The organism is Serratia sp. DD3, from assembly GCF_000496755.2.
Window position 1 is genome coordinate 24730 of sequence record NZ_AYKS02000112.1, and the last position, 26455, is coordinate 51184.

Genomic DNA, 26455 nt, shown 5'->3' on the forward strand with positions numbered 1-26455 from the left:
ACAGACTATCAACACCGTAATAACCAGTAGCTTGGTCATGCTGATACCTGCCATATTCGCCTTCATTATTTATCTATGGCAGCCAAGCACAGTCGGGTAATAAACCTTGCCTATTATTATAGATTGAATGCCACTTTAGCATTTTAAACACACCGCAAGTTTGTAACAGAGTAAGAAGTTGTCAGGATGTTCTATGCTAGATGATAGGAAAGATACTTTCCGCAACCGCATGACGCAAAGGGAGATACTTGATGGCCTATACCCCATTGATCATTGATAGCAAATTTGCAGGCCTTAGCTTCGCCAAGCGTACTTACCTGCCACGCATTGTTGGTCTGGGACTTGGGCTCTTTGGTCTATCCGCCACGATTTATCCCCTGCATTCATCGCCTTTCATTTGGGGCTTACTGATTATTTATACCTTGATCTGGCCACATATCGCCTATCAATGGTCAATCCATTCTGAAAAACCATTAGTAACTGAAACCCGTAATCTATTGATTGATTCCTTGCTAGCTGGCGTCTGGATAGCCGTGATGGGCTTCAGTGCACTACCCACTATCGTATTTCTGGCGATGATGGGCATGAACAATACTGCCGCTGGGAGTTATAGCCTGTTTCTCAAAGGGGTGGTTGCGCAGATTGTTGGGGCAATATTGACCAGTGCACTATTAGGGTTTCCTTTCACCCCGCAAACCACACCACTGCAACTCTACTTCTACCTGCCGGTACTGTTTATTTATCCGGTTCTGTTTGGTCTGGTGACCTATCGTGCCGCCAAACACCTAGTAGAAAAGAAACGCGAAGTGGTTCGTATCAGCATGCGTGATGGCTTGACGGGTGTTTATAACCGCCGCCATTGGGAACACCTGTTACGCAATCAGTTCGACAGCTGCCGACGTTATAATCACACCGCAACGCTGATCTTGATCGATATAGACCGCTTTAAGGCTATCAATGATACATTCGGCCATGCCCTCGGTGATGAAGCGCTCATTGTGCTTGCAGAGGAACTGGTGCTCGGGTTGCGCACCATGGATATTGTTGGCCGCTATGGGGGCGATGAATTTGGTGCATTGCTACCCAATACCCCTCCAGAGCAAGCCAGCCAGGCTTTAAGCCGGATCCAGGAGCACCTGAGGGAAGTCACCTTCCGTGATGCCCCTGACTTAAAGCTGTATATCAGCGCGGGAGTTGCCGATTACCAACCGGAAATGAAAAGTTATCAGGAGTGGCTGAAAGCCGCTGACAATGCCCTCTATCTGGCTAAAAGCCATGGTCGTAACCGCATGGAACGCGCGGTTCCTCAAAGTTAGCCGTTCCCTGTAACGTGAATGCACTTGGCTAGTGACAGCGGAGGAAATCAACGGTGAGACTACAAAATCAAATCGGTAAGGTGTAAAATTCCGCCGCACGCCAGGGATAAACTGGCTGACAAACGGAGATGACATGCCTCCATAACCGCCCCATTAGGCTGATGGTGTCTACGCTACCTCGCAGAGAGCAACGTAGCTTTATGCCTGTACCTTTCTGAGTCTTTACCCATTTTTATGAAAGGGTTTCATTGATGTTCAATTCTTTGCTGGCAGTGTTTATTGGTGGTGGCTTAGGTAGTGTGCTGCGTTGGGCAATCAGCCTACGGTTAAACCCACTGCACCCGCACATTCCTGTGGGTACTTTAGCGGTCAACCTGGTAGGGGGCTTTATTATCGGGCTCGCTCTGGCGCTATTAAGCCGCATGACGCAGCTTGATCCTACCTGGAAGATACTGATTACCACTGGGTTCTGTGGTGGGTTGACCACCTTCTCTACCTTTTCGTTTGAGGTAGTTTATCTGTTGCAAGATGGCCGCATTGCTTGGGCTCTCGCCAATATATTTCTCAACTTGGCGGGTTCACTGTCAATGACCCTGCTGGCCTTTATGCTGGTCTGGTGGTTCTGCGGGCAGTAACCGTCGCTCAACAGCGCATTTTCCCTGTACGACCCCGGATTAAAAACAGACAAAAAAACCCGCTCATAGAGCGGGTTTCAGAATTTAAGCTACTGTAGCTTAGATAGCAGTAACGTTTGCAGCAGATGGCCCTTTGGCACCATTGGTGATTTCAAACTCTACGCGCTGACCTTCAGCCAGAGTTTTAAAACCATTGCTGGTGATGGCAGAGAAGTGAACGAAAACATCTTTGCTACCATCTTCAGGAGTAATGAAACCGAAACCTTTAGATTCATTAAACCACTTAACGCTACCTTTAATCTTTGACATCAAACTTACCTTTAACGTGAATGTATGACACAAACTCTGTGTCATATACAGTACAGCAATTAGATGGAGTTTTGTCCATAGTCGAGATCACATAAAGGCGATAAAAAGTAAAAAAGTTTGCTGCTCAAACGTAATCACCGCTGACACCCGGCCAAACCTTAGCCTGCCAACCCGAACCACCGAGCTGAACTTTGGCTGCTCTTTCGCCCTGTCTGATTGACTTTGCCCTGTCACCGCAACGCATTCCACGCTATCATTAACACAGTAACCAAAGACTTAATGAGAATGACCATGAACGGCAAGATAACGACTTTTTTTGCAGACAAAGGCTTCGGCTTTATCACCGATGAAAACGGGGAAAATCGTTATTTTCACGTGATCAAAGTGCAAAACCCAGAACTGATTAAGAAAAATGCGCTGGTGACATTTGAGCCCACCAACAATACGAAAGGCCCTTCCGCTTATGCAGTAAAAGTACAAGCCATCAGTAAGCACATCATTATTGCCAATGAGAAAATCAAGATTACCAGCATCAAGTCTTACCAGACTTTCACTAAAGAAGTCCCACTCAAAACTGAAGTAGATAAAGAAAATACTGTGCTTTCCGTGGGGTTACTGATGAACCGCATCCGGCCACAAGTGGCGCAAACACCTGAGGCGACAGAAACACTCAACATGATATCGATCACCACTTTTCAAGGGCAGGTCTACACTTTCTCTGAACATGAGGTCGATATCACCAGTACCCTGCAAACCTTGAACTCCCTGCGCCCTAAATAAGTTAAGAAACTCTGGATATATCACCAGGGTTTCTACTTTCTATGATGCCACTGCAAAAAATCAAGCCACCGTGGGACAGATGTCCCACACAATCTTCTAATGTATGAAGCTGCTTACAGTTTTATACTATCTTTGATGTTGCCTCAGGACCGATGTCCTGTCCTTTCTTTACAGAGAACCTTATAGTTATCACTATGCAGAACGAACCAAACAACAGCGAATGGTTACGGATCGTTGAACTGATTACTGGCAACACCCTTCTGTATGACCTGCTGAAATACTGCCCATTGGCGATTTTACGTCAGTGGAAATTAGAGCAAGTCAAAGGTGGCTCATTGATTTGCCAGCAAAATGAAATTTGTCATCAGTTTCATTTGATCGTTCAAGGGAATGTAGATGTTTTTATCAATGCCAATGATGGGCGAAAATATCTACAGGCACGTTATCACGCAGGCGATATGCTCGGTGAGCTAGAAATTTTTGAACAACGGCCCTATATCTGTTCCGTTGAGGCAATTAGTGACGTCACGCTGTTGACGTTGTCACGCACCGACTTTTGCCATTGGTTGAGCGTAGATAACCACTTTAATCAGAAAATTATTAAAACGTTTAGCAGTCAGTATTATCAATTATCTAAAAAAGCAGGCGAAGATAATCTCTATTCCTTGCACCAGCGTGTTTGTCTGGTGCTCTGGGAAAGCTACCAACACCAGGGAGCCCAACATCACGGAGAGATTACCGTCAATAAACTACAGCTCAGTGAGCAATTTGCCGTAGCCCAACGCAGTATTAACCGTATTCTGTTTGACCTACGGGAACAGCAGATTATTACCGTCAATGGTGAGCAAATCAGGGTCATTGACCCTAGGCGTTTACAGCGACAGGCGGTATGTTAACGGTTCACCGCAATAGGTTAATAAAACAGGTTAGTAATATGAACTCACCTCAACCCCATATCCGTCTGAGCCGGCAGATGACCGACGCGTATTATGCACTATTACCCGGTGATCCACAGCGGGTGGAACATGTCGCGCGGTTTTTGCAACAAGTAGAAAACTTTGGGCAACACCGTGAGTATCGCGCCCTGCGGGGATGGTACCGCGGTATCGAAGTGTTGGTCGTATCCACCGGGATGGGAGGGCCTTCTACCGCTGTTGCTGCAGAAGAACTGCACCAAATCGGTGTCGACTGCCTAGTGCGCATTGGCAGTTGTGGTGCTTTACAGCCGTCAATGAAACTCGGCGATCTGGTGATTGCCAGTGCCGCAGTGCGGGATGACGGTACCGGTAAGGCTTATGTCCCCACCAGCTACCCCGCCAGTGCTGACAGTGATCTGGTCTATTTACTACGCCAACAGGCCAGGAAATTAGGCTACACTACTCACTGCGGTTATGTTCGCAGTCATGACAGCTTCTACACAGACCGGGAACAGGAAATCTGCAATTATTGGTCAGCCAAAGGTATTCTTGCCGCCGATATGGAGACAGCACCACTCATGGTGGTGGGTGCGTTGCGTAACATGCGTATCGCCTCCATCCTCAACGTCGTGGTAGAACATGAAGGTTGTCTGACGGAAAGCATTAACGATTATCAACAGCAAGAGCACTGTTGCCAACAAGGCGAGGAGCATGAAATTTTACTCGCACTGGAAGCCATGTATCAGGATCATCTTGAGAGGACGCAATAATGGATTTCTTCAGTATCAATAACGTTATGGTCAATATCCCTCTGGGTACCGGGGGTTATGCGCTCTCCTGGATTGAGGCCATCGGTACTATCTTTGGCCTGTTGTGCATCTGGTTCGCCAGCAAAGAAAAAATCATCAATTATCTGTTTGGGTTGATCAACGTTACCCTGTTTGCGGCTATCTTCTTCCAGATCCAGTTGTATGCCAGCCTGTTACTCCAGGTGTTCTTCTTTGTCGCCAACTTGTATGGCTGGTATGCCTGGAGCCGTCAAAACGAAAACCATGAAGCAGCACTAAAAATTCGCTGGTTGCCCCGGCAAAAAGCGTTCACGTTGCTGGCGGTCTGTGTGGTGGCTATCGCCTTGATGACCCAATTTATCGACCCAGTATTCTCGGTGCTGACCGGTATTGCTATTTCCATCATGCAGGCTATTGGGCTCTCAGTCGTCATGCCTGAATTACAACCGGATGCCTTCCCATTGTGGGATTCCACGATGCTGGTGCTCTCTATCGCTGCAATGATCTTGATGACCCGTAAATATGTCGAAAACTGGTTACTGTGGGTGGTGATCAATGTGATCAGTGTGGTGATTTATGCCATTCAAGGGGTCTATGCCATGTCGCTGGAGTACATTTTACTGCTGGCGATCGCCTTGATGGGGTCATTTGCCTGGATCAGCAGTGCACGCCAGAATGGCTCACAGCCCCTGGCTTAAGCAGATAATGTCAAAGCGCAGTCTTAATCGCCATAGAACATGAATTTGCCCCCACTGATGACCGTTGCCGCTCTGGCAATGGTCATCTGCCTGGGGGCTTTAACGTAATGTGGGGTAACTCCCATTTCTGGTAAGGGAACTGAGAATTCCCCTTTTCTCTCCTCTTGGTTTGGTTATTAATGGGTAATCAAATTACGCAGGGGGAAAGATGACATGGATCGGGCAGAGTTCTCTCAACGTATTAACGCATTAACTGGCCTGACCGCAACAGACCAACGAATCATCAACTACTTCAATAAGCATTTCGAATCCATCCCCTACAGTACCGTGATTGATATTTGCAATGAGATCAATATAGCCAAATCAACCCTGGGTAGATTTATGGTGAAGATAGGTTTCAGCGGTTTTCGTGATTTCAAAGAGTCAGCCATTGAACCGGATCTGCATAAAAACCGCTCCCCCATTGAACGTTTTCATAACCATAAAAGCAGAAACAGCAATATCGCGTTTATTGAGAAACATTGCAGCGATACCATTAGAAATATCAATAACACGCTAAAAAACCTCAATGTGGAAGAGCTGGAAAAAGCCATTGGACTCATTGGTGATCCCAAAAAGAAACTTTATGTTATCGGCAGTGCAACGGCACATGCCCTCGCGGAGTATTTTTATTTACTTGGCCGTTATATTAAGAAAGACATTGTATTACTGGATGCCAATATTGCTAACCTGCCCCATAAGTTAATTGACTCTCAACCCGGTGATGTCCTGCTGGCCATTTCTTATTATCGTTTTTCCAGTGTTACCACCCGGCTAATCAAATGGTTCTATCAAAACCGTGGCGATACCGTGGTTATCACTGACAATGCTGTTAATCCATTCAGCCATTTTGCCACTGCCATGCTGTTGATGGAAAGTCAAAACAGCGGACTTTTCAGCAGCCGTAGCGCAGGGTTTGTCTTAATTGAAGCCTTGGTTAATTATATGGGTGAAGTCAATGCGGATGAATTAAATGGTAACTTCCAGGTAATGGAATCTTTATTTGAGGCATTTAATGTCTTTAATAAATAATAATATCGCCATGTAATGGCTAACATTGAGTATTGGTGTTGTAAAGAGGTTTAATATGAGTAGTGAATCCCAGCTCGTCCCCGCCTGCCCAGAGCAACAAATAATGGCGACCACCCAAGGGAATTTATCATTCCGCACCAGTGGTGAAGGTGAAACCATTGTCTTTTTGCACGGTATCCTAGGCAGTTCCAAAGCCTGGGCATTCCAGTTTGCCGCCTTCTCACCGAGTCACCGCGTTATCGCCTGGGATGCCCCCGGTTATGCCAGCTCTGCCCTGGTTCCTGCGGATATCAGCGCCTATGAGCAGATGCTGCATGAACTGATTCAAACCAGTACCACTGGAAAAGTTATCCTGGTTGGGCATTCAATGGGCGGGACCATCGCCAGCCGCTATGCCGCTCGCCACCCGGATAAGGTCAAAACATTGGTACTCTCTTGTACCCACCCAGGCTATGGTGCACCAGAATCTGCCCCAAGCTCAGAAAAACTGGAAAAACGGCTGAAAGAGCTCGCCGAAATCGGCCGGGAAGCCTATGGCAAAAACCGTGCTCGTGATCTGTTACCCTTTGCCAATGTCCCTACAGCGGTATTAGATTATGCCGCAGAAATTGCGGCAGAAACCAATCTGGAAGGGTTAAGGCGCGCAACCCGTATGCTGCAACTGGCGGACAACCGCGCGCTACTGCCACAACTCAAAATGCCAACCTTGATCCTTACCGGCGAAGAAGACCGCGTGGTACAACCTCAGTTGAAAGCCGAGCTATTAGCGCTGGTGCCCTATAGCCGACATGTCGAAATGCCCGGCTTGGGCCATGCTCCTTATTTCCAGGCGCCGGATTATTACAATAGGCTGTTGCGCGAATTTATCGCTCAATAAATTCGACTTCACGTTAAGCCCAAGGGGTGAATGTGAAGTGAAACTCGATGACAGGTAGATAACCCCTAATGGGGTAAATTAAATGGACCTGAATAAAAGAGAGGCATGATGATTGAATTTATCATAGGCATGGTTATTACCGTGATAGCCGCCTGGTTTATTATCAAAAACTATCAACCACAGACCATTTTACTCTTGGCCGGGTTGAGTTTATTACTGATTACAGCACTCTTCTTCCCTGAAAAATCGATTTTGTACGGTAAAGCAAAATCCATTGGTTGGGTGGGTGGGGATATTTTTGCCTTTGTTAAAGAGTCTTTAACCACCCAAGTAGCGGGTATTGGTTTAATCATCATGGCCGCTGGTGGCTTTGCTGACTATATGGATCGTATCAAGGCATCCAATGCGATGGTCAACTTGTGTATCAAGCCACTGCAAATGTTCAAAGCCCCTTACCTGATCCTGGCGATTGGCTACATTTTATCTCAACTGCTGCATGTGGCGATTTCCAGTGCGGCGGGTCTGGCCATGCTGTTATTGGTGACGTTCTTCCCGGTGTTAGTCCGGCTAGGGGTGAGCAAAGCGGCTGCGGCTGCCATGATCGGGATGTCAGCATTTATGGATCTTGGCCCTGCGGTAGGTACTGCTAACTTGGCGGCGAAACATGCCAATATGGAGACCGCCATTTACTTTGCCCACTACCAGATGCCAGTAGCGATAGGTGTCATGCTGGTGGTATCAATCCTGATCTTTTTCAGCGCACGCTATTTTGATGCTAAAGATGGCCATCGCGTCACCCCAGTATCACCAGAGTCTCTCACCAGTGAAGATAATGCCAAGGTACCGGCATTTTATGCATTCTTGCCTATCTTCCCGGTAATATTGGTGATTGTCTTTAGTCCACTGGTGGTCAGCAGCATCAAGATGGATGTGGTGACCGCGATGATTATCGGTACCCTGCTGGCATTTTTCTGTGAATTACTGGTAAAGCGCGATTTCAAAGCGGCGTGTAAAGGCATCATGGCCTTTTTCCAAGGCATGGGCACCATGTTTACCAGTATTGTTTCACTGCTGGTTTGTGCCGATGTTTTTGCACAAGGCCTACAAATCATTGGTGCCGTTGACTTTATCATCCAGACGGTGCAATCCGCCGGTTTTGGCTTTGGTAATATGACCGTGGTTATGGCACTGCTGGTTTGTGTAACCGCAGCGCTTACTGGCTCCGGTGTAGCCGCTTTCTTCTCTTTCTCAGGGTTGGCACCCGGCATTGCCGCCAAATTTGGTGAAAGTGCCGTCAGCATGCTCCTGCCAATGCAATTAATGGCGGGAATGGGAAGAGCCATTTCCCCAGTTTCGGGTGTGATCATTGCGGTGAGTAAAGCGGGTGAGTGCTCACCCTTTATGATCGTCCGCCGTACACTGATTCCGGCTGTCGGGGGGATGATTACCATGTTGGTGTTAAATGGTATGCTAAACTGATTCCAACCCTGGTTTACTCAAGTTGCCGCTTTTTTCGCGGCAGCTTGAAGGGCGACGGGTAGATATAATCAGGAGCATAGCGCGTGTCTACTACCACCTTTAACCTGTTAACCACCCTTCTCGACCAACAACAGGCTCGTTACCGTGTCGTTGAACACCCAATGGCGGGAAAGTCTGAAGAAGTCGCTAAAATCCGCGGCACCCAATTGGGGCAAGGCGCAAAAGCGTTGGTGTGCCATGTCAAGGGTAACGGCATCAAACAACATGTTCTGGCGGTATTACCTGCTGACCAGCAAGCAGACCTGGTGGCCTTGGCACAAGGCGTCGGTGGTAGCCGGGCCTCATTAGCCAGCCCTGTGGAAGTCACCCAACTGACCGATTGTGTTTTTGGGGCCATTCCCCCCTTCAGTTTCCATGCCGAATTAATGCTGGTTGCCGACCCATTGCTGTTCCAACGTTTTGATGAATTGGCCTTTAATGCGGGCACACTGGAGCGCTCATTAATCCTCAATACTCATGATTATCAGCGTATTGCCCAACCCAAGCTTGTGAGCTTTATTCGTCAGGGGTAGCGTTCTGGCAGTGGTTATTTTCGGAAGACGACTGAACCACTGCGGGAATTAACCTGTCATCAAATCGTATAAGGGGGATCATTCGATCTGGGCGATTATCACCCGGATATTTTTCAACAGGCAACAACGGGATCACCAGTCGGCGGTTTAACTGTCGGATAATATCGCTAGTTACATCAAGCAACAGCGGATAGTGCTGCTTTTTCCAGTATTACTGTATACGGTGAATAGCAGCGTTAAAACGTCCTGTACTCATCGCTAAAGCAACCGTGCTCATCATGAAAACCGTTTAACGCCTCAATAGCCTCTCGGTTCTCTTCCTGCCATTTTCTCGTTGCATGATGACGCTGTTCGGCATCAAGGGTGGCTGTGAGAGTGGTCATTATTTAGTTGACCCTCTGTGCCCTAAAAGCCATGGGCAGGCCCATTGGCCTGCCCATGATTATTCAAGCGACTTAAACCCTGATTACTCGTCAAAGAACCAATAACCCTGATTAACCAGCGCAGTTAACTCAGCCACGAAGGCCGGATTTTGTAGCGCCCCAGCTAACTCTTTTTTACCCAGTGTGGTGTATTGGCACAAAGCCTCCGCAGCAATCGGATCAACAGTGGCCAATCTTTCACTATTGATAAAGAAGCCATCTCCCACTTGCAGCACTCGTAGCCCGCTAAGACGCATCAAGTGTTCGCCATCCATCAATGCACCGAGGATCTCATCGGGTTGATAAGGAGGTTCTGCCGGGGCAATATCCAACTCATGGCGTGGCGTGGTGGCAAAGCGGCCAAACCACTGCTTAAAATCTTCCGGCTGATTAACCACATCGATCATCATGCGGCGCAGACGATCCAACTCGTAATCCTCAACCCGGCCCGGATGTTCGCGGCAGGTTAAATCTGGATCACTGTAATGCTCACTACCCAGGTCATTTTCCAGGGCATAGTCCGCAAAACTACTGATTAAATCCCTGCCATTCGGCCCACGGAAGCCAACAGAATAGTTGAAGGCGGTTGTGTGGGTTAAACCATCATGGGGGAAACCCGGTGGGATATACAAAATATCACCAGACTCAAGATCTTCATCAATAATCGGCTCGAAAGGCTCAACATGCAGTAAGGCGGGATGCGGGCAAAACTGCTTCAGCGGTAATTTATCGCCAACACGCCAGCGACGGCTCCCCATCCCCTGGATAATAAAGACATCATACTGGTCAATATGCGGCCCCACCCCGCCACCCGGCACGGAAAAAGAGATCATCAGATCATCCAACCGCCAATCCGGCAAGACACGAAACGGACGCACTAATTCGGCTGATGGAGCATGCCAATGATTCACTGCCTGCGCCAACAGAGACCAACCGGTTTCCCCCAGATGGTCAAATTGCTCAAACGGCCCATAACTCGCCTGCCACACCCCGTTGTGCTGACTCACCAGACGGCTATCAACTTCAGGCTCCATCGTCAGGCCAGCCAGTTCATCCGGCGTAATCGGGTCAATGAAGTTTGGAAAGGCATTCTTCAATACCACCGGCTTTTTCTGCCAATATTGTTCTAAAAATTCCGGCCAATTGAGGTTAAGTTGATAAGCCATGCTTGCATACCAGTGAAAAGAAAATGGGCTCAATTATAGTGAGGGTAAGCATTCAGTTACCTTGTCATTAATCAAAGGAGTCGATCTATACCCATCGCTATGTAAGTTGTAGCCGCGAGAGACGCTCTATTTCTTCGAGCTGATTCACAAATTTAACGCCCCTCCTGACACTGACCTTGATATCGCCATTGCTCGGTGATAATGCTGCTCCATCGATTGAGCTACACAATAAAAATTAACGCGACCTATCGCTATCCCCAAGTTCAATGAAGTTGCAGGTAGGCGGCAACTGAGCGAAGCCCCAGGAGCTTACAAGAGTAAGTGACTGGGGTGAGTAAAGGCAGCCAACACCGCTGCGGTTTCATTGGCGACGGGTATATATCGTTACCGAGGAACTGGGTTATGACTAATAACAATAAAACCATTATTGGTGTGGATGTGGGTTCAGGAAGTGTCCGAGCGGGTGTTTTTGACCTTGCAGGTACCTTACTGGCCCATGCTACCCAACCGATCACGCTATATCGCCATACAGGCCATATCGTCGAACAGTCAAGCCAGGAGATCTGGCAGGCGGTTTGCCACTGTATCAAACAAGCGGTGGCCACTTCCGGCATTGAGCCCTCTTCGGTAGCCGGGGTCGGCTTTGACGCCACCTGTTCTCTGGTGGTGGTGGGTGAAAATGGCACACCGTTGGCGGTCGGCCCTTCAGAAGAGGCTGAGCGTAATATCATCGTCTGGATGGATCACCGAGCCACTGAGCAAGCCGAACGCATTAACGCCACCCAGCATCCCGTGTTGCAATATGTCGGTGGCAAAATCTCCCCGGAGATGGAAACCCCGAAAATAGCCTGGCTGAAAGAACACCGCCGGGATATCTATGACCAGGCCTGGCAATTTTTTGATCTAGCAGATTATTTAACCTGGCGAGCCACTGGCGATCTGGCACGTTCTATCTGTACCGTCACCTGCAAATGGACCTATCTGGCGCATGAAAAACGCTGGGATGAAAGCTACTTCCGTACCATTGGGCTCGAAGAGTTGGCTGATGAACACTTCGCCCGCATCGGCCAGCATATCGTTGAACCCGGAACCCCTTGTGGTCAGGGCTTGTTGGCAGCAGCAGCCAAAGAAATGGGTTTGCCCGTAGGTACTCCCATTGCTGTAGGCATGATCGACGCACACGCAGGGGGCATTGGCACCGTTGGGGTTAATGCTGGCGCCACCAGCCATCTGGCCTATGTTTTCGGTACTTCTTCTTGCACCATGGCCACCACACAGGATCCTATTTTCGTCCCAGGGGTTTGGGGGCCTTATTATTCCGCAATGGTACCGGGTTATTGGCTAAACGAAGGGGGGCAAAGTGCCGCTGGTGCCGCCATCGACCAGTTGTTGACACTGCACCCGGCAACCCCGGAGGCATCAATACTGGCGAAAAATGCCGGGGTACCCTTGCCGGTATTCCTCGCCGACCTGGCATTGCAAAAAGTCACCTCGGCGTCCGAAGTGGTTAACCTGGCTGAGGGTATCCATGTTGTCCCAGAGTTTTTGGGCAACCGAGCCCCGTTTGCCGATCCTCATGCACGCGCCATTATTGCCGGTCTGGGCATGGAACGGGATCTGGATAGCCTGATCGCCCTGTATGTTGCTGGCCTTTGCGGAATCGGCTATGGCTTACGGCAAATTATTGATGCGCAGAGCAAACAGGGCCTGATGACTGAAAATGTGGTTATCAGTGGGGGTGCGGGTCAACATCCGCTGGTCAGGCAAATTCTGGCCGATACCTGTGACCGCCCGGTGTTGACCACCCAATGCAGCGAACCGGTTTTGCTCGGGTCAGCCATCCTGGGTGCGGTTGCCGGTAAAATATCCGCCTCGGTTGCCGAGGCCATGCAGCACTTTACCCATCTTGACCGTGAATATTATCCAGAAGAGCAGCTCAAACACTGTCATGCTGAGCGTTATCAAGCCTATCAACTGCTACAACAGTGCGCGAAATCAGTAAGAAAAGCACACTAATTGGCGTACCTCAGGGGTGCCGCGCCAAACTCAGCGGCATCCCCCTTCGTTGCACTTATTATCTGAATTCGCGCCCCCAATGATCACCCTAAGGTGGGTAACCGCTCTCAACATTTCACTACATTATCAGCGCCAATAGTGTATTGCTCAACCTGCTGTATAAATGTGTTTTTTAGCTGCAATTAGGGCATTGATGCTCAAAAACCGTCAAAACACCCAACAACTCGGTCACAATCGGTCATAAAAATATGCCCGATTATGACCGAAGCCGTTTTACCTCGATTTTTTGCAACATTAAAAACTGGATAATTTGAGATATTAATCACAAAAAAATGTACACGGACTGTAAGATAAGAGCATGAAGAAACGATCAGTCTCAAATGAAAGGGGATCAACATCATTGATATGATATTGTATGAGGCCAGTCACTTAACAGTATGGACAAAATTAGGTATTGTAGTCGTACACAAAATATAATAATCGAGAGCACTAATGCTGCAGGTTGAACGTCATATATTAATATTCAACCATATACAAAAAAATGGTTTTGCCCAGGTTAAAGAATTATCAAATATATTTAACGTTTCTATTGAGACTATTCGTAGAGATTTAACCGTATTAGCAGCCAATAAGAAAATTGTTCGTAGTTTCGGCGGAGCGGCACTCCCTGAAAATAATGCGTTTACTGTTGAAGGTGACCATCCAACAGGGCTTAAACATTTTGTTGATAAAGCCGAATCTTTTCTTAAACGGACCCATGAAGGAACTGATTTTAAAACTAAAATAGCTAAGGCCGCGCTGCAACTTATTAAAGAAAATGATTGTATCATGATGGATAACAGTACGACCTGCTGGTTTATCGCCCGACAGATGCCAGATATTGATATCACCGTGATCACTAACTCTTTGAATATCGTGCAGACATTGGCCTGTCGTAAGAAAGTCAGGATCATCAGCGTGGGTGGTGAGTACTCTGAACGACATGGTGATTTCCATGGGCCAGTGGCAGAAATGACAATTAAAAGTTTTAAAGTCAGTAAATTTTTCTTTTCCTGTCAGGGGATTGACTCTGAATATGCCATTAGAGATGGCAGTGAACTCAATGTCCGTTTAAAACAGGAAATGTTAAAAGTGACAGATAAAAAAATATTGCTCGCTGACTCCAGGAAATTTGACCAACACTCAATTTATAAAATTTGCAACTTGAGTGATATTGATGTGCTAATAACCAATAAACTACCAGCGGAAAAGTATCGATGTAAAGAAATTGAAACCATTGAAACAGATTAATCACTGAGCCAAAAAGATTAATTTACTTGTAGTCTAAATTGCAGTCTGAATAATTCGAGTAGCATATATTCGTAAGGATATGGTGTTACCCGCTATATAGCCCATTCATTCGCTAAATAAAATGTCATCTGTGGACAAGAGGCTTGCTATGGAAAAATTACCTGAAAATATGAAAGCGGTTGTATGTCATGGTCCAAAAGATTATCGCTTTGAAAAAATTAACCGCCCAGTGGCAAAAGAGAGAGAAGTGGTCATAAAAGTCGATGGCTGCGGGATTTGCGCCGGTGACTGTAAAGCCAATGATGGCGCACCGATGTTTTGGGGGGATGATCCTTGGGTAAAAACCCCGGTGGTGCCTGGCCACGAATTTTATGGTCGTGTGGCCGAATTAGGCCCGGGAGCCGCTGAAAAACATAAACTGAAAATTGGCGACCGTATTCTTGCTGAGCAGATTGTGCCTTGCAATGAGTGCCGTTTCTGTAAAACCGGCAAATATTGGATGTGTGAAGTTCATGATATTTACGGTTTCCAGAAAGACGTGGCAGACGGTGCGATGGCGGAATATATGCGCTTCTCTGAGCGGGCCATTATTCACCGCATTCCAGATAGCTTATCAGAAGCAGATGCGGCACTGATCGAACCGATGGCCTGCGCCATTCATACCGTGCGTCGCGGTGATATCGACCTGAACGACGTAGTGGTGATCGCCGGTGCCGGGCCACTGGGCCTGTGTATGGTACAGATCGCCCACCTGAAAACACCGAAAAAGCTGATCGTTATCGACACCATGGAAGACCGCCTGGCACTGGCGAAAAAGTTTGGTGCTGATGTGGTTATCAATGCAGCCAAAGAAGATGCCGTCAGCCTGGTCAAATCCATGACCGAAGGCTACGGCTGTGATGTCTATATTGAAGCCACTGGCGCCCCCATTGGTGTCACCCAAGGGCTGGAAATGATCCGCAAGTTAGGGCGTTTTGTTGAGTTCAGCGTATTTGGTAAAGAAACCACTGTTGACTGGTCAATTATCGGCGACCGTAAAGAGCTGGATATTCGTGGTGCTCACCTGGGCCCTTACAGCTATGACGTAGCGATTGACCTGTTCAGCCGTGGCTTGGCGACCGCTGAAGGCATTGTCACTCACTTCTACCCGATTGATGAATGGCAGCAAGCCTTTGATATGGCCAAATCACTTGATTCCATCAAAGTCGTTATAAACCCGTAAGTTGTTCAATCAGCCCAAGGAAGGGTACATAACCAAGCTCTCATTTATCGAGAGCGACAACAATAAACTCAATACCGCGTAGTGATATAAGGAGAAGTTACATGTTCAAGAAATTCAAATGCAAAACGTTATTGGTCGGCTTAATATCCCTGGGGTTAATGTCAGGGGTCAATGCCAAACAATTAACTGTGGGTATGTCATTTCAAGAATTAAACAACGAATACTTTGTCACCATGAAGCAGTCCCTTGAGGCAGCCACCAACGATATCAATGCCAAATTATATACGGCTGATGCGGCGCACGATGTCTCCAAGCAAATCAGTGATATCGAAGATATGATTCAGAAAAAAATCGATATCCTGTTAATTAACCCTGCCGACAGTGTTGGCGCTGAAGCAGCCGTCCTTGCCGCGAAAAAAGCCGGGGTAGTGGTCGTCGCCATTGATGCGCAAGCCAACGGCCCGATTGATTCCTTTGTCGGTTCAAAAAACTACGATGCTGGCTTTATTGCCGGTGAAAGCCTGGCTGCTGCATTAGGTAACAAAGGTAACGTCGCCATTCTGGATGGCATCCCGGTAGTACCGATCCTTGAGCGTGTGCGCGGGTTTGAAGCGGCGATGAAAAAGCATCCCGATATCAAAATCCTGACTAAGCTGAATGGCAAACAAGAACGTGATACCGCCATGAGTGTCACCGAAAACATGCTGCAATCCAACCCTACCCTGAACGGTATTTTCAGCGTGAACGATGTCGGCTCTCTGGGCGCATTGGCAGCGATTCAGTCTGCTGGCCGTGATGTGAAACTGGTGAGTGTTGACGGTTCACCAGAAGCCGTGGCTGAAATTGCCAAAGGTAACACGCCATTTATTGCCACCGCAGCGCAATTCCCACGTGATCAGGTGCGCATTGGTTTAGGCATTGCACTGGCTAAATATTGGGGTGCTAATATCCCAGCCACTATTCCCGTCGATGTTAAACTGATCGACAAAACCAATGCTAAAGATTTCCACTGGTAATTAATACATTGTCTGTCATACCCAATAAGGTTGCGAGCCACTCGCAGCCTTATATAAAAATATTAGATTAAGGCAATGCAATCTACACTCTGAATAATTCAAGTGAATAATATCGCCAACACCAGGGCAACTTAAAACTTGAATTATGAAGAGTATATTCTGACGGAGTGATATGTGTCATGAATTTACTGGAGATCAAGAACGTAAGTAAAGCGTTCCCCGGCGTAAAAGCGCTTGATAATATCAACATAACGCTAAAGCGTGGGGAAATTCATGCGCTGATCGGTGAAAATGGTGCCGGTAAATCAACGTTAATGAAAGTGCTTTGCGGTATCTATCAACCAGATAGTGGCGCTATTTTCATCAACGATGAAGAGCAACACTTTAAAAACTATCGTGATGCTATTCGCGCCGGGGTGGGGATTATTTTTCAGGAGTTCTCTTTAATTCCTTACTTGAATGCCTACGAAAATATATTCTTGAACCGCGAAATAACCAATAGTCTTGGTTTACTTGATCGTAAAAAAATGCGTCAGGAGGCGCTAAGAATTTTTAATGAGTTGGGTGTTACGCTCAATCCCGATGAGCAAATCTGTCATCTCAGTGTGGCCGAGCAGCAATTCGTTGAAATAGCCAAAGCCTTGTCACTGGAGGCACGCATTCTGGTACTTGACGAACCTACCGCCACCTTAACCCCCAGTGAAGCCGAACACCTGTTCCGCGTGATGCGAGATCTCAAAGCCAAAGGGGTGGGGATGTTCTTTATCTCACACCATCTGGAAGAGATTTATGAGATCTGCGACAACCTGAGTATCCTGCGTGACGGCCAATATATTGGTTCCGCTCAAGTAGATAATGTCGATATTGCCACCATGATTCAAATGATGGTGGGCCGTGAGGTGGAGAATATTTATCCAGAAAAACGCACCCTGGGGCCGCGGGAAGTGATCCTGGATGCGGCAATTCAACTCACCAATGACAGCCCACAGAACCGGCTGACGTTACGCAAAGGGGAAATATTAGGTCTGGCGGGGTTGGTCGGCTCAGGGCGTAGTGAAACTATTCTGGCGATGACCGGGGCCGATAAATGCTTTAATAAGAGCATTACCTTGTATGGTAAACCGACCACCATTAATTCCACCGCCCAGGCATTAAAACTGGGGATTGGTCTATTACCGGAAAGCCGTAAAACACAGGGGCTCATTCTGCCCTTTTCAGTTAAAGATAATATTTGGCTGAATAAACATTCGCTGCACCATTTACTGATTAACGACTCACAAGAGTTAGCAACCACCAATAAATTAATCTCACATGTGGGGGTAAAAACCCCCGATGCCTGGACCATGGTCGGCACATTAAGTGGTGGTAACCAGCAAAAAGTGGTGATCTCTCGCTGGCTCAATCATGACATTAACATTCTTGTTTTCGATGAACCCACACGGGGTATTGATGTTGGCGCCAAGTCAGAAATATATCAGATCATGCGCAAACTCACGGAGCAAGGGATTTCTATCATCATGATTTCGTCTGAGTTACCGGAAATTATTGGGGTCAGTGACCGGGTAATGGTTTTCCGTGATGGCAGTATCGCCGCTGAACTGGAAGGCGATGATATCAATTCGACATGCATCATGTTACATGCCGCCGGTAATATTATTTAGGGAGTAAAAATGAGTAATATCAATATTTCTACTGAGAATATCGTTAAACCCCATAAACAAATTGGGGTGATGGCTCGATTAATGAAAACCCCGGCCTTCTTACCTTTTATTGGCTTGGTGCTGTTATTCGGCTGCATGTCGATATTTAATGACTATTTCCTTACCATTGAAAACTTATCCACCGTTGCACGCCAAGTGTCGATTAACGCGATTATTGCTATTGGCATGACCTTCGCCATTTTAACTGGGGGGATTGACCTGTCAGTGGGTGCGGTGATGGCCTTATGCGGCACATTAATGGCTGGCTTAATGAAGTTCTATGGCCTTGACCCTTGGATGGCCATTTCACTTGGCTTATTGGCCGGTGTCGCATTTGGTTTCCTCAATGGCTTTTTAACTGCTTATGGGAAAATGCCCCCGATCATCGTTACCTTGGGGGCGATGATTATTGCCAAAGGGTTAGCACTGATTTACACCGGGGGTTATCCCATCGCCGGTCTGCCGGATTCCTTTGCCTTCTGGGGGCGGGAATATATTTTCGGTATCCAGGTTCCCATTGTGTTGATGGCACTGCTGTATATCATTTTCTATATCGTCCTCAACCATATGCCTTTCGGCCGTTATGTTTACTCACTGGGGGGCAACGAAGAAGCCGCCAGGCTGAGTGGCTTGCGGGTTAATTATTATAAATTGATGGTGTATGTCATCAGTGGTTTTACTGCCGGGTTCGCCGGGTTGATCTTTACCTCCCGCGTAATGAGTGGTCAGCCCAATGCTGGCGTTGGCTTTGAACTTGATGCGATTGCTGCCGTGGTATTAGGGGGAGCGTCCATTGCCGGTGGTCGGGGCATGATTATTGGTACTTTGATTGGTGCCATGATGCTTGGTGTACTGAACAACGGCCTTAATCTGTTAGGTATTTCACCTTATGTTCAATATTTGGTTAAAGGCCTGATTATTTGGGGTGCGACCTTTATTAGCTCCAGTCGGCGTTAATCACGCTTTTTCCTAACAGCATCCAATTAAGGAAAAAATAATGAATTTCATCGGGATCGACATTGGTGGCACGGTGACCAAAGCAGGCATCTATGACGAAAAAGGTAACGAGGTGCATGTGGTCGCACAGTACGCCGAGGTTCTGTCAGAACAACCTGGGTTTACCGAACGCAATATGGATGAACTGTGGCAAACGGTCTGCCATGTGGTAAGAAAAGTGATTGAACAAAGCCAGGTGGGTGCCGACAGTATTAAAGGCATTAGCTTTTCCTCACACGGTAAAGGGTTGTATGCCATTGATAAACATGGCGCGGCAGTGCGCAACGGTATTATCTCTTCCGATACTCGGGCACTTGATTATGTAAAAAAATGGTATCAAACCGGCATCGATAAACAGGCCTACCCTAAAGGTCTACAGCAGTTATGGACCGGGCACCCAGTCTCTTTACTGGCTTGGCTGAAAGATCGTGAACCCGCCAATTACGATAAAATAGATGCTGTTTTGATGGTGCATGATTATATCCGCTTTAAATTTACTGGCGAAGTTAATGCAGAAATCACCAATATTTCTGGCAGCAATTTTTATAATCAACTCACTTCGCGTTACGACAGCGACATGATGGCGTTATTTGGCATCCCTGAAGTGGTGGATAAAACCGCCCCGGTGGTCAACTCCACAGATTGTGTCGGCTATGTCACCCCAAGTGCGGCACAAGAGAGCGGGTTATGCCCCGGTACCGCAGTTTTTGGTGGCTTCTTTGATGTGGTTTCTTCAGCCATCGCCTCCGGCATTGATGATGATAAAACCTTAAGTGCGGTAGCCGGAACCTGGAGCATTGCCACCTCCGTTACCGACCGTATTGTCGAAAGTGACTACCCCTATATTTGGGGGAAATACTGTATCCCGGACAAATATTTTGTTCATGAAGGCAGCCCGACCTCTGCCAGCAATTTAAGCTGGTTTGTAAAACAATTCTTTAGCGACCAAGCCAACTGCTATCAAGAATTTGAACAGTGGATTGGGGAGAGCAGTGATAGCAACCTGGTCTTCCTGCCCTATCTGTTTGGTTCAAATTTAGCCATGGATCTGCAAGGTGGGTTAATTGGCTTAAGTGGTCATCACACCAAAAAAGATGTGCTCGCCGCTATTTATCGCGGCATTACCTTCTCTCATCTGGTGCACCAGGACCGGATTATCGCCCTCAATCCGGCTATCAATAAAATCCGTTTTACCGGTGGACCCAGCCAGTCGAAAAAATGGACGCAGATGTACGCTGATGCCGCCAATCTGCCTCTCGAAGTGGTGGATATCGAACAAGCTGGCTGCCGAGCTGCCGCGTTATGTGCCGCAGTGGGCAAAGGTGTCTATGCCAGCTTCAGTGAAGCGATCGCCCAAACTCAACCTGAAGTGGTGATATTTGAACCTGACCAGCAACACCACCAGCAATTGCGCGAAGGTTATAGCCGCTACTTGCAAGTGGCAGACGCTTTATCACAGGTAGGAGCGGTAAAATGACAGCCAAAATAGGTATTTATGAAAAAGCGCTCCCTGATGACCTGAGTTGGGCCGAGCGTTTTGACCAGGCTGCTAACCTCGGTTTTAATTTTGTTGAAATGTCAGTGGATGAAAAACCGCAGCGGCAAGCCCGATTGCACTGGAGCCGCAGTGAGCGGCTGGAATTTGTCGCAGCGAAAATCAATAGCGGCATGGATGTACCGAGCCTCTGTTTATCGGCCCATCGAGCCTACCCGTTCGGCAGTATCAACCCAGAAACACGTGAAAAAGCCCGTAGCTTAATGCTGGATGCACTGGCATTTGCCAGTCAGGTAGGTATCCGCAATATTCAGCTTGCAGGGTACGATGTCTATTATGAGCCCAGTAGCCCACAAACTCGTGAACTGTTTATTGAAGGGATCCACTGGGCAGTGGCTGAAGCGGCAAAAGCACAAATCATGCTTTCAGTAGAAATCATGGATACCGTGTTTATGAGTAATATTTCACGCTGGCTAGATTTAGAGAGCAAAATACGCAGCCCATGGTTTTGTGTCTACCCGGATGTCGGCAACTTAAGCGCATGGAATAATGATGTTGCCGCCGAATTAAGCAAAGGCATCGATAAAATTTCCGCTATTCATTTGAAAGATACCCAACAAGTTTCCCCTTTTTCTTTAGGGCAATTCCGCGATGTCCCTTTTGGTGAGGGTTGCGTCGATTTTGATCAGGTATTCCGCACACTCCATACGCTTAATTATCGCGGTGCCTGGCTAATTGAAATGTGGGCGAAAAATGACGGCACAGATTTTAATCGTATTAAACAAGCCAAAGCGTGGTTAGAGAATAAATATCACCGTGCTTTCTTAAATTAAAAATTTTATTTCTGGAATTTATCATGTTACCTGAACTTAAAAACGCTGTTTTTGAGGCAAACTTGGCTTTGCCAAAACATCACCTGGTCACTTTTACCTGGGGTAATGTGAGTGGTATTGATCGTCAACATGGGTTGGTCGTCATAAAACCTTCTGGGGTTGAATATTCGACAATGACGGTGGACGATATGGTTATTGTCGAGCTGGAAAGTGGCAACGTCGTTGAAGGGAAATATAAACCCTCATCAGATACCGCCACCCATTTGGCACTCTACCGCGCCTATCCTTCACTGGGGGGAATTGTCCATACCCATTCGCGGCACGCCACCATTTGGGCCCAGGCGGGGTTGCCATTGGCCGCCATGGGCACCACCCATGCCGACTATTTTTATGGTGACATCCCCTGCACGCGCCCGTTGACTGACCAAGAGATCGCTCAGGATTACGAGGCCAATACCGGGCAGGTAATTATTGAAACGCTACGCGAGATGAATATCGACCCATTAGCGATCCCCGCCGCGCTGGTGCAGGGTCATGGCCCTTTCGCCTGGGGTTCTGACCCGGATAACGCGGTGCATAATGCCGTAGTGCTGGAAGAGATCGCCTATATGAATATGTGGACGACTAAATTGGCCACTCAGCCAGTGTCATTTCCCCGTACCTTGCTGGATAAGCATTTCCTACGTAAACATGGGGCTAATGCTTATTATGGGCAGTGACAGCGATTGGGTGCATAAGCGGGTTCGCCCTACCCTGCAATGCCCTTAACACATAAAAACCAGCACCCACCCAATAAATCCATTGTCGAGGTGAACACGGTAGTTAACGCCATCGAAAACACTCAATAGCGACGCCTAATCGTGCTGCGGATGGGTATGATGCAGGTTAGCTGACCGTTGAGCGCATGGACGCGCGATACGAGCCCCCAGGGACGGGTTTACGGCGTGTCAGCGTTCCGCATCATGCCCACCAGCCAGATGCTAACGTGAAGCGGCTTTAGGCACGATGATTTAGCCAACCGAAACCGGCCATATAAAAATAGATAAACAGGTTTTTTATACTCTCCCTACTTCAAGTTGCCTCCTTTTCATTTTGCTGTCAGTCTACCTAACGCAAGTGAGCTAAAAAGAGAACACAGCGTGACGCAACGGGGAAAAAGCAAAAAAACCACTATTTATGATCTGGCTGAACTGCTGGGGGTATCGCCAACGGCGGTGAGTTCCGTGCTGAACGGCAACTGGAAAAAACGCCGTATCAGTGCCCAGTTGGCGGAAAAGATTACCCGTGCCGCTGAGGAACAAGGCTATGCGCTGAATAAACAAGCCAGCCTGCTGCGTAGCGAAAAATCAAAGATTATCGGCATGATCGTGCCCAAATACGATAACCGCTACTTCGGTTCTATTGCCGAACGCTTTGAAGTAATGGCCAGGAAACGCGGATTATTCCCGATCATCACCTGTACCCAACGCGACCCAGCATTAGAAATTGCCGCCGCTCGCACCATGCTCTCTTATCAGGTGGACTGGCTAATCGCCACCGGTGCCACTGACCCGGATAAGATCACCACACTCTGCGCATCCCTTGGTGTGCCCTCCATTAACCTCGATTTACCCGGTAAACTGGCTCCCTCGGTAATTTCTGATAACTATGCTGGGGCCAAGGAGCTGACACGCCGCACACTCACCCACTGCCGCAAGCGCTACGGTACAGCCAAACCGCTTATTTTTATTGGTGGCCGTGGCACTGATCACAACACTCAAGAGCGGCTCAGGGGATTCACCGATGCGCACCGGGAGTTAGGTCTGGAGGTCGATAAACAGCAGATTCTCACCTGTGGTTATGCGGCTGAAAAAGCGGAAAACGCCCTCAGCCAGTGGATGGCACAAAGCACCACGCCTATCTATGGTTTATTCGTCAACTCAACAATCTCGCTGGAAGGGGTGGTGAAATGGCTGGACGCATCAGACAGCAGTACGCCACACCCGCTAATTGGCTGCTTTGACTGGGACCCGTTTGTAGCACTGCTGGATCACGAAATTGAAATGGTCAGGCAAGATGTCCCGGCCATGTTGGATGCGGTATTTGAAATCATTGATAACAACCGTACCGCGATCACCTGCCAGCAAATTATGCCGCAGATCATCTAACTCATGATACTTAGAGGGAATGATGCAGGTTAGCTGACCGTGGAGCGCAGGGATGCGCGATACGAGCCCCCAGGGAGGGGTTCACGGCGTGTCGGCGTTCCGCATCACTCCCGTTTGGCTATAGCGTTAAGTGAGCTCGGTTCTTTGAGTATTGCCCGATATATCTAGATTATAGGGGCACAATTAGCGCCCCTATATATGGCATAGGGAATCTCAACTGGCGACTTGGCAACTCTCCTGCAGAATGCGAATAATGCTATCGGCACCACTGCGATTGGGGTTAATCCTGATCATCCGCTGTTCCAGTGTCGAGTCTGACTGGCGGAAAGTGCCAGAGACGCGATAAAACAGCGGCGGGATCTCATATTTGGATTCAGCCCCTACCGGATAAGGCAACGCCCCCAACTGCTGGGCATGTGACAGCACCGCTGCCGCAATGGGTTGGTGAAATTCCACCAGCAACACCTTGGATTGTGCATTAGCCAGAAATGCCTGTTTGACCTGGGGAATTTCACCCTGATTCAAACGGCGCACCAACTCCTCATTCACCCGCGCCTGAACCGCATGCATCACCGGGGCAAAGGTCAAGCCACGCAATACCGCCATCGCCTGATGCCCCTGGATTTGACTACCACCGGAGTACATGCTGTTACGGATAGCGGTGATCACCGATTGCTTACCCACCACCACCCCTACCCCTTCCGGGCCAAACAGCTTAAAACTGGAGAAAGTGGACACCGTCGCCCCTAACTCACAGCCAATCTGTGCCACCTTCATCACCGCGTAGTTATCATCCACCAGCGTGGGAATGGCCAGTTGATCCAATTGACTGAGTACCGCCGCCAACTCATAGCTATCGTCAATTTTCTGACGAGTATGTTGCACCAATGCCGCCACTGGGCGGTGCTCGCACACCGCTGCCGCCAGTTGATCCGCTTGATTAAAATCAGCCCGAATCAGCCTTAACCCCATTTGTTCAGCAATCACCAAACTGGTGGGGTAAACCGGTGCATCATGAACTAACAGGCTATCACCGGTTTTCAGCAACGCCGCCAAGCCACAGCGAATCGCCCCAGTCCCCGCACCACTCACCAAGGCCGCCGCTTCGGCAGAAAAAAACTCGGCAATCACCGCTTCAACCTGCCGGGTAATCCGCGGCTGATTTAGCCCCGGAGCCAGCCCCAAATCACCCTGAGTTAAAAACTCAGCCCCTGGGAAATGCCGGCAAATGGTATCCACCAGCCGGAACTGAGCCTGCTGTGCCTGCTCCATATCCATACTGGTGAGCGGAAACGTTCTGATCATGATTCACCTCTGTGCACTGTCGTACTATCAGCCAACGTACTATCAGCCAAGACCGACAATATGAATAACATTCGCCAATATCCCGACGATAATGGTGGCAATCGGGCCGATCGCCATCTCAACCAGTGGCCGTTTCGAGGTGCGGTTCAGCAAGTACAGACCCGCTACCACCATAAAGCCCATTCCCGGCAGGATGGCATTTGAGGCAATCATCCCCCCCACCAACAATGACACTTCCAGCATCCGCGTGATGGCGGTACGAATATGGTCACCACAGGCTTTAACACCCGGGTATTTATCCAGGCCGATGGCGATTTTGGTCAGCAGTTGGATCTCCATCAACATAATGACGCAACCGGCAACAAAGGCGATCCACGGGTTATTAGTAGCAAGGCCGGCAACAAACACAAACTTCATACCATCCGGGCTGTAAACACCGGTGGCAATGGCCGTCATCCCCACCAACGGCACGAAACTGATAGCACGGGCCAATGCCACCAACATGGCACTGTGTTGTTCGCCATGGGCCATTAATTGCAACGACACCGGCCCTTCCGCCAACAGACTAAATGACATGGTGGCCGCCACTGCGGTCAAACCGCCACTGAGCACCAGCAACCATTTGTTCTTTTGAATACGGGCGATACGGCTGGAAAACAGCCCCACCAGCATCTCATTGGCACCGGGTTGCTGGGTGCCCCCTTCGGCCTGCGCCGGGCGCTCTTTCATGGCGAAATAGAACATCGCCAACATGGAAAGCAGCAACGCAGTGCCGTTAGGGTCCAGTTTCACCGGTTTTTCAATCAGGCCACCAAAGCTCAGGCTACCGATAGATTGTGTTGCCAGATACCCCACCAGCGTTGCCAGCAGCACCCAAATCCCTTTACGGTAACCATACTGATAACCCACCACAATGGCCGGGAATAGCGCAAAGCAGGCGACAATCGGGTCACCGACTTTGCCCAGGTTATCCATAAAGTTAACCGGCATATGGCTGAACAGCTCCACCACCGAACGCAACCCGGTCATCAGGGCGATAGCATAGAGTGCACCAATAATACCGGATGCTATCAATCCCTTGCGGCTATCCGCACACCAAACACCGATCACGTCAGTACCCAGCAGCAGGCTATGCACCAGAATAATCGGTGCCGCCAGGGAAAATGGCAGCCCGAAGCCAATAATCAGCCCGAAGCTCAGGGCAAAACTGGTGGCGGCAAGCGCTTTACGGCTCATACGCCCTTCCAGATATTCTGGTATCAGTGGGCGCAGACCATCATGGAATACCGCAATCCCGCGGTTAGCCATCATGGCGGAGATCGCACCAATCACTGCCAACAACCCCGCTTTCATCGGGTCGATCTCAATCAACCGCATTAAAAATGAGTGATCCATAGCTAAAACC

25 protein-coding genes, 1 pseudogene and 1 riboswitch are annotated in these 26455 nt (G+C 48.4%); of the genes and pseudogenes, 20 read left to right on the forward strand and 6 right to left on the reverse strand.

Features of this window, described 5'->3' with window-relative positions:
• Window positions 1–251: 251 nt before the first annotated feature.
• Both IO95_RS20785 and crcB read left to right on the forward strand, forming a co-directional pair.
• Entirely contained in the window at window positions 252–1316 is a 1065-nt protein-coding gene (locus IO95_RS20785; protein WP_023490237.1) for a diguanylate cyclase, read from the forward strand.
• Window positions 1317–1431: 115 nt separating this feature from the next.
• Window positions 1432–1494, forward strand: a riboswitch (Fluoride riboswitch).
• A 73-nt stretch (window positions 1495–1567) separates the two neighbouring features.
• A complete protein-coding gene (crcB, locus tag IO95_RS20790; RefSeq protein WP_023490238.1) occupies window positions 1568–1951 on the forward strand; it encodes a fluoride efflux transporter CrcB in 384 nt (127 codons plus the stop codon).
• Window positions 1952–2050: 99 nt separating this feature from the next.
• Here crcB and cspE read toward each other — a convergent pair whose 3' ends face one another.
• Complete coding sequence (gene cspE, locus IO95_RS20795) at window positions 2051–2260, reverse strand: transcription antiterminator/RNA stability regulator CspE (RefSeq protein ID WP_023490239.1); 210 nt, start codon at window positions 2258–2260, stop codon at window positions 2051–2053.
• 291 nt (window positions 2261–2551) lie between these two features.
• Here cspE and IO95_RS20800 point away from each other — a divergent pair, with 291 nt between their 5' ends.
• From IO95_RS20800 to IO95_RS20835, 8 genes are all read left to right on the forward strand, one after another.
• A complete protein-coding gene (locus IO95_RS20800) occupies window positions 2552–3040 on the forward strand; it encodes a cold-shock protein (RefSeq protein ID WP_023490240.1) in 489 nt (162 codons plus the stop codon).
• 194 nt (window positions 3041–3234) lie between these two features.
• Window positions 3235–3936, forward strand: coding sequence for a Crp/Fnr family transcriptional regulator (locus tag IO95_RS20805; protein WP_037387042.1), 702 nt, complete (start codon window positions 3235–3237; stop codon window positions 3934–3936).
• Window positions 3937–3974: 38 nt separating this feature from the next.
• Window positions 3975–4727 carry a nucleoside phosphorylase gene (locus tag IO95_RS20810; RefSeq protein ID WP_023488922.1) on the forward strand — a complete coding sequence of 251 codons (753 nt, stop codon included), beginning with the start codon at window positions 3975–3977 and terminating at the stop codon, window positions 4725–4727.
• Entirely contained in the window at window positions 4727–5443 is a 717-nt protein-coding gene (gene pnuC, locus IO95_RS20815) for a nicotinamide riboside transporter PnuC (protein WP_023488923.1), read from the forward strand. The genes IO95_RS20810 and pnuC overlap by 1 nt, the downstream gene beginning before the upstream one ends.
• Before the next feature lie 213 nt (window positions 5444–5656).
• Window positions 5657–6514: a MurR/RpiR family transcriptional regulator gene (locus tag IO95_RS20820; RefSeq protein ID WP_023488924.1), complete on the forward strand. Its 858-nt coding sequence runs from the start codon at window positions 5657–5659 to the stop codon at window positions 6512–6514.
• A gap of 55 nt (window positions 6515–6569) precedes the next feature.
• A complete protein-coding gene (locus IO95_RS20825) occupies window positions 6570–7391 on the forward strand; it encodes an alpha/beta fold hydrolase (protein ID WP_023488925.1) in 822 nt (273 codons plus the stop codon).
• Between the two features lie 108 nt (window positions 7392–7499).
• Window positions 7500–8870 carry a C4-dicarboxylate transporter DcuC gene (gene dcuC, locus IO95_RS20830; RefSeq protein WP_023488926.1) on the forward strand — a complete coding sequence of 457 codons (1371 nt, stop codon included), beginning with the start codon at window positions 7500–7502 and terminating at the stop codon, window positions 8868–8870.
• A gap of 83 nt (window positions 8871–8953) precedes the next feature.
• A complete protein-coding gene (locus IO95_RS20835) occupies window positions 8954–9442 on the forward strand; it encodes a YbaK/prolyl-tRNA synthetase associated domain-containing protein (protein ID WP_023488927.1) in 489 nt (162 codons plus the stop codon).
• A gap of 55 nt (window positions 9443–9497) precedes the next feature.
• Here the strand turns inward: IO95_RS20835 and IO95_RS24490 are convergent.
• The 3 genes and pseudogenes from IO95_RS24490 to IO95_RS20840 form a co-directional block, all read right to left on the reverse strand.
• Window positions 9498–9676 (reverse strand): annotated as a pseudogene (locus IO95_RS24490) (CcdB family protein); the annotation flags it as partial.
• Between the two features lie 2 nt (window positions 9677–9678).
• Window positions 9679–9825, reverse strand: a complete 147-nt coding sequence (locus IO95_RS24495) for a type II toxin-antitoxin system CcdA family antitoxin (RefSeq protein ID WP_023488928.1) — start codon at window positions 9823–9825, stop codon at window positions 9679–9681.
• Window positions 9826–9908: 83 nt separating this feature from the next.
• Window positions 9909–11030: a cupin domain-containing protein gene (locus IO95_RS20840; protein ID WP_023488929.1), complete on the reverse strand. Its 1122-nt coding sequence runs from the start codon at window positions 11028–11030 to the stop codon at window positions 9909–9911.
• 402 nt (window positions 11031–11432) lie between these two features.
• Between IO95_RS20840 and IO95_RS20845 the strand changes: the two genes are divergently transcribed.
• From IO95_RS20845 to IO95_RS20890, 10 genes are all read left to right on the forward strand, one after another.
• Window positions 11433–13046, forward strand: a complete 1614-nt coding sequence (locus IO95_RS20845) for an FGGY-family carbohydrate kinase (RefSeq protein ID WP_023488930.1) — start codon at window positions 11433–11435, stop codon at window positions 13044–13046.
• 492 nt (window positions 13047–13538) lie between these two features.
• Complete coding sequence (locus tag IO95_RS20850; protein ID WP_037387047.1) at window positions 13539–14336, forward strand: DeoR/GlpR family DNA-binding transcription regulator; 798 nt, start codon at window positions 13539–13541, stop codon at window positions 14334–14336.
• A 148-nt stretch (window positions 14337–14484) separates the two neighbouring features.
• Window positions 14485–15558: an alcohol dehydrogenase catalytic domain-containing protein gene (locus tag IO95_RS20855; RefSeq protein ID WP_023492630.1), complete on the forward strand. Its 1074-nt coding sequence runs from the start codon at window positions 14485–14487 to the stop codon at window positions 15556–15558.
• A 158-nt stretch (window positions 15559–15716) separates the two neighbouring features.
• Complete coding sequence (locus IO95_RS20860) at window positions 15717–16574, forward strand: ABC transporter substrate-binding protein (protein WP_235186811.1); 858 nt, start codon at window positions 15717–15719, stop codon at window positions 16572–16574.
• 179 nt (window positions 16575–16753) lie between these two features.
• Window positions 16754–18235, forward strand: a complete 1482-nt coding sequence (locus IO95_RS20865; protein WP_023492628.1) for a sugar ABC transporter ATP-binding protein — start codon at window positions 16754–16756, stop codon at window positions 18233–18235.
• Between the two features lie 69 nt (window positions 18236–18304).
• Entirely contained in the window at window positions 18305–19231 is a 927-nt protein-coding gene (locus IO95_RS20870) for an ABC transporter permease (RefSeq protein WP_051791322.1), read from the forward strand.
• Window positions 19232–19271: 40 nt separating this feature from the next.
• Complete coding sequence (locus tag IO95_RS20875; protein ID WP_023492626.1) at window positions 19272–20747, forward strand: FGGY-family carbohydrate kinase; 1476 nt, start codon at window positions 19272–19274, stop codon at window positions 20745–20747.
• Window positions 20744–21598 carry an L-ribulose-5-phosphate 3-epimerase gene (locus IO95_RS20880; RefSeq protein WP_023492625.1) on the forward strand — a complete coding sequence of 285 codons (855 nt, stop codon included), beginning with the start codon at window positions 20744–20746 and terminating at the stop codon, window positions 21596–21598. Before IO95_RS20875 ends, IO95_RS20880 begins: the two co-directional genes overlap by 4 nt.
• A gap of 23 nt (window positions 21599–21621) precedes the next feature.
• On the forward strand, window positions 21622–22317 hold the full coding sequence (gene araD, locus IO95_RS20885) for an L-ribulose-5-phosphate 4-epimerase (protein WP_023492624.1): 696 nt from the start codon (window positions 21622–21624) through the stop codon (window positions 22315–22317).
• Window positions 22318–22737: 420 nt separating this feature from the next.
• Complete coding sequence (locus IO95_RS20890; protein ID WP_023489955.1) at window positions 22738–23745, forward strand: substrate-binding domain-containing protein; 1008 nt, start codon at window positions 22738–22740, stop codon at window positions 23743–23745.
• Between the two features lie 213 nt (window positions 23746–23958).
• On the opposite strand, the gene IO95_RS20895 is transcribed toward IO95_RS20890, so the two are convergent.
• Together IO95_RS20895 and IO95_RS20900 are read right to left on the reverse strand one after the other, a co-directional pair.
• A complete protein-coding gene (locus tag IO95_RS20895) occupies window positions 23959–25047 on the reverse strand; it encodes an aminotransferase class V-fold PLP-dependent enzyme (protein WP_037387080.1) in 1089 nt (362 codons plus the stop codon).
• Window positions 25048–25092: 45 nt separating this feature from the next.
• Complete coding sequence (locus IO95_RS20900; RefSeq protein WP_023489957.1) at window positions 25093–26445, reverse strand: YhfT family protein; 1353 nt, start codon at window positions 26443–26445, stop codon at window positions 25093–25095.
• Window positions 26446–26455: the final 10 nt, after the last annotated feature.

Excerpts from the sequence above, each read along its gene's own strand:
- IO95_RS20785 (WP_023490237.1), top strand. The coding sequence starts at position 252 with ATGGCCTATACCCCATTGATCATTGATAGCAAATTTGCAGGCCTTAGC.
- crcB (WP_023490238.1), top strand. The coding sequence starts at position 1,568 with ATGTTCAATTCTTTGCTGGCAGTGTTTATTGGTGGTGGCTTAGGTAGT.
- cspE (WP_023490239.1), bottom strand. The coding sequence starts at position 2,260 with ATGTCAAAGATTAAAGGTAGCGTTAAGTGGTTTAATGAATCTAAAGGT.
- IO95_RS20800 (WP_023490240.1), top strand. The coding sequence starts at position 2,552 with ATGAACGGCAAGATAACGACTTTTTTTGCAGACAAAGGCTTCGGCTTT.
- IO95_RS20805 (WP_037387042.1), top strand. The coding sequence starts at position 3,235 with ATGCAGAACGAACCAAACAACAGCGAATGGTTACGGATCGTTGAACTG.
- IO95_RS20810 (WP_023488922.1), top strand. The coding sequence starts at position 3,975 with ATGAACTCACCTCAACCCCATATCCGTCTGAGCCGGCAGATGACCGAC.
- pnuC (WP_023488923.1), top strand. The coding sequence starts at position 4,727 with ATGGATTTCTTCAGTATCAATAACGTTATGGTCAATATCCCTCTGGGT.
- IO95_RS20820 (WP_023488924.1), top strand. The coding sequence starts at position 5,657 with ATGGATCGGGCAGAGTTCTCTCAACGTATTAACGCATTAACTGGCCTG.
- IO95_RS20825 (WP_023488925.1), top strand. The coding sequence starts at position 6,570 with ATGAGTAGTGAATCCCAGCTCGTCCCCGCCTGCCCAGAGCAACAAATA.
- dcuC (WP_023488926.1), top strand. The coding sequence starts at position 7,500 with ATGATTGAATTTATCATAGGCATGGTTATTACCGTGATAGCCGCCTGG.
- IO95_RS24495 (WP_023488928.1), bottom strand. The coding sequence starts at position 9,825 with ATGACCACTCTCACAGCCACCCTTGATGCCGAACAGCGTCATCATGCA.
- IO95_RS20840 (WP_023488929.1), bottom strand. The coding sequence starts at position 11,030 with ATGGCTTATCAACTTAACCTCAATTGGCCGGAATTTTTAGAACAATAT.
- IO95_RS20845 (WP_023488930.1), top strand. The coding sequence starts at position 11,433 with ATGACTAATAACAATAAAACCATTATTGGTGTGGATGTGGGTTCAGGA.
- IO95_RS20850 (WP_037387047.1), top strand. The coding sequence starts at position 13,539 with ATGCTGCAGGTTGAACGTCATATATTAATATTCAACCATATACAAAAA.
- IO95_RS20855 (WP_023492630.1), top strand. The coding sequence starts at position 14,485 with ATGGAAAAATTACCTGAAAATATGAAAGCGGTTGTATGTCATGGTCCA.
- IO95_RS20860 (WP_235186811.1), top strand. The coding sequence starts at position 15,717 with ATGTCAGGGGTCAATGCCAAACAATTAACTGTGGGTATGTCATTTCAA.
- IO95_RS20865 (WP_023492628.1), top strand. The coding sequence starts at position 16,754 with ATGAATTTACTGGAGATCAAGAACGTAAGTAAAGCGTTCCCCGGCGTA.
- IO95_RS20870 (WP_051791322.1), top strand. The coding sequence starts at position 18,305 with ATGGCTCGATTAATGAAAACCCCGGCCTTCTTACCTTTTATTGGCTTG.
- IO95_RS20875 (WP_023492626.1), top strand. The coding sequence starts at position 19,272 with ATGAATTTCATCGGGATCGACATTGGTGGCACGGTGACCAAAGCAGGC.
- IO95_RS20880 (WP_023492625.1), top strand. The coding sequence starts at position 20,744 with ATGACAGCCAAAATAGGTATTTATGAAAAAGCGCTCCCTGATGACCTG.
- araD (WP_023492624.1), top strand. The coding sequence starts at position 21,622 with ATGTTACCTGAACTTAAAAACGCTGTTTTTGAGGCAAACTTGGCTTTG.
- IO95_RS20900 (WP_023489957.1), bottom strand. The coding sequence starts at position 26,445 with ATGGATCACTCATTTTTAATGCGGTTGATTGAGATCGACCCGATGAAA.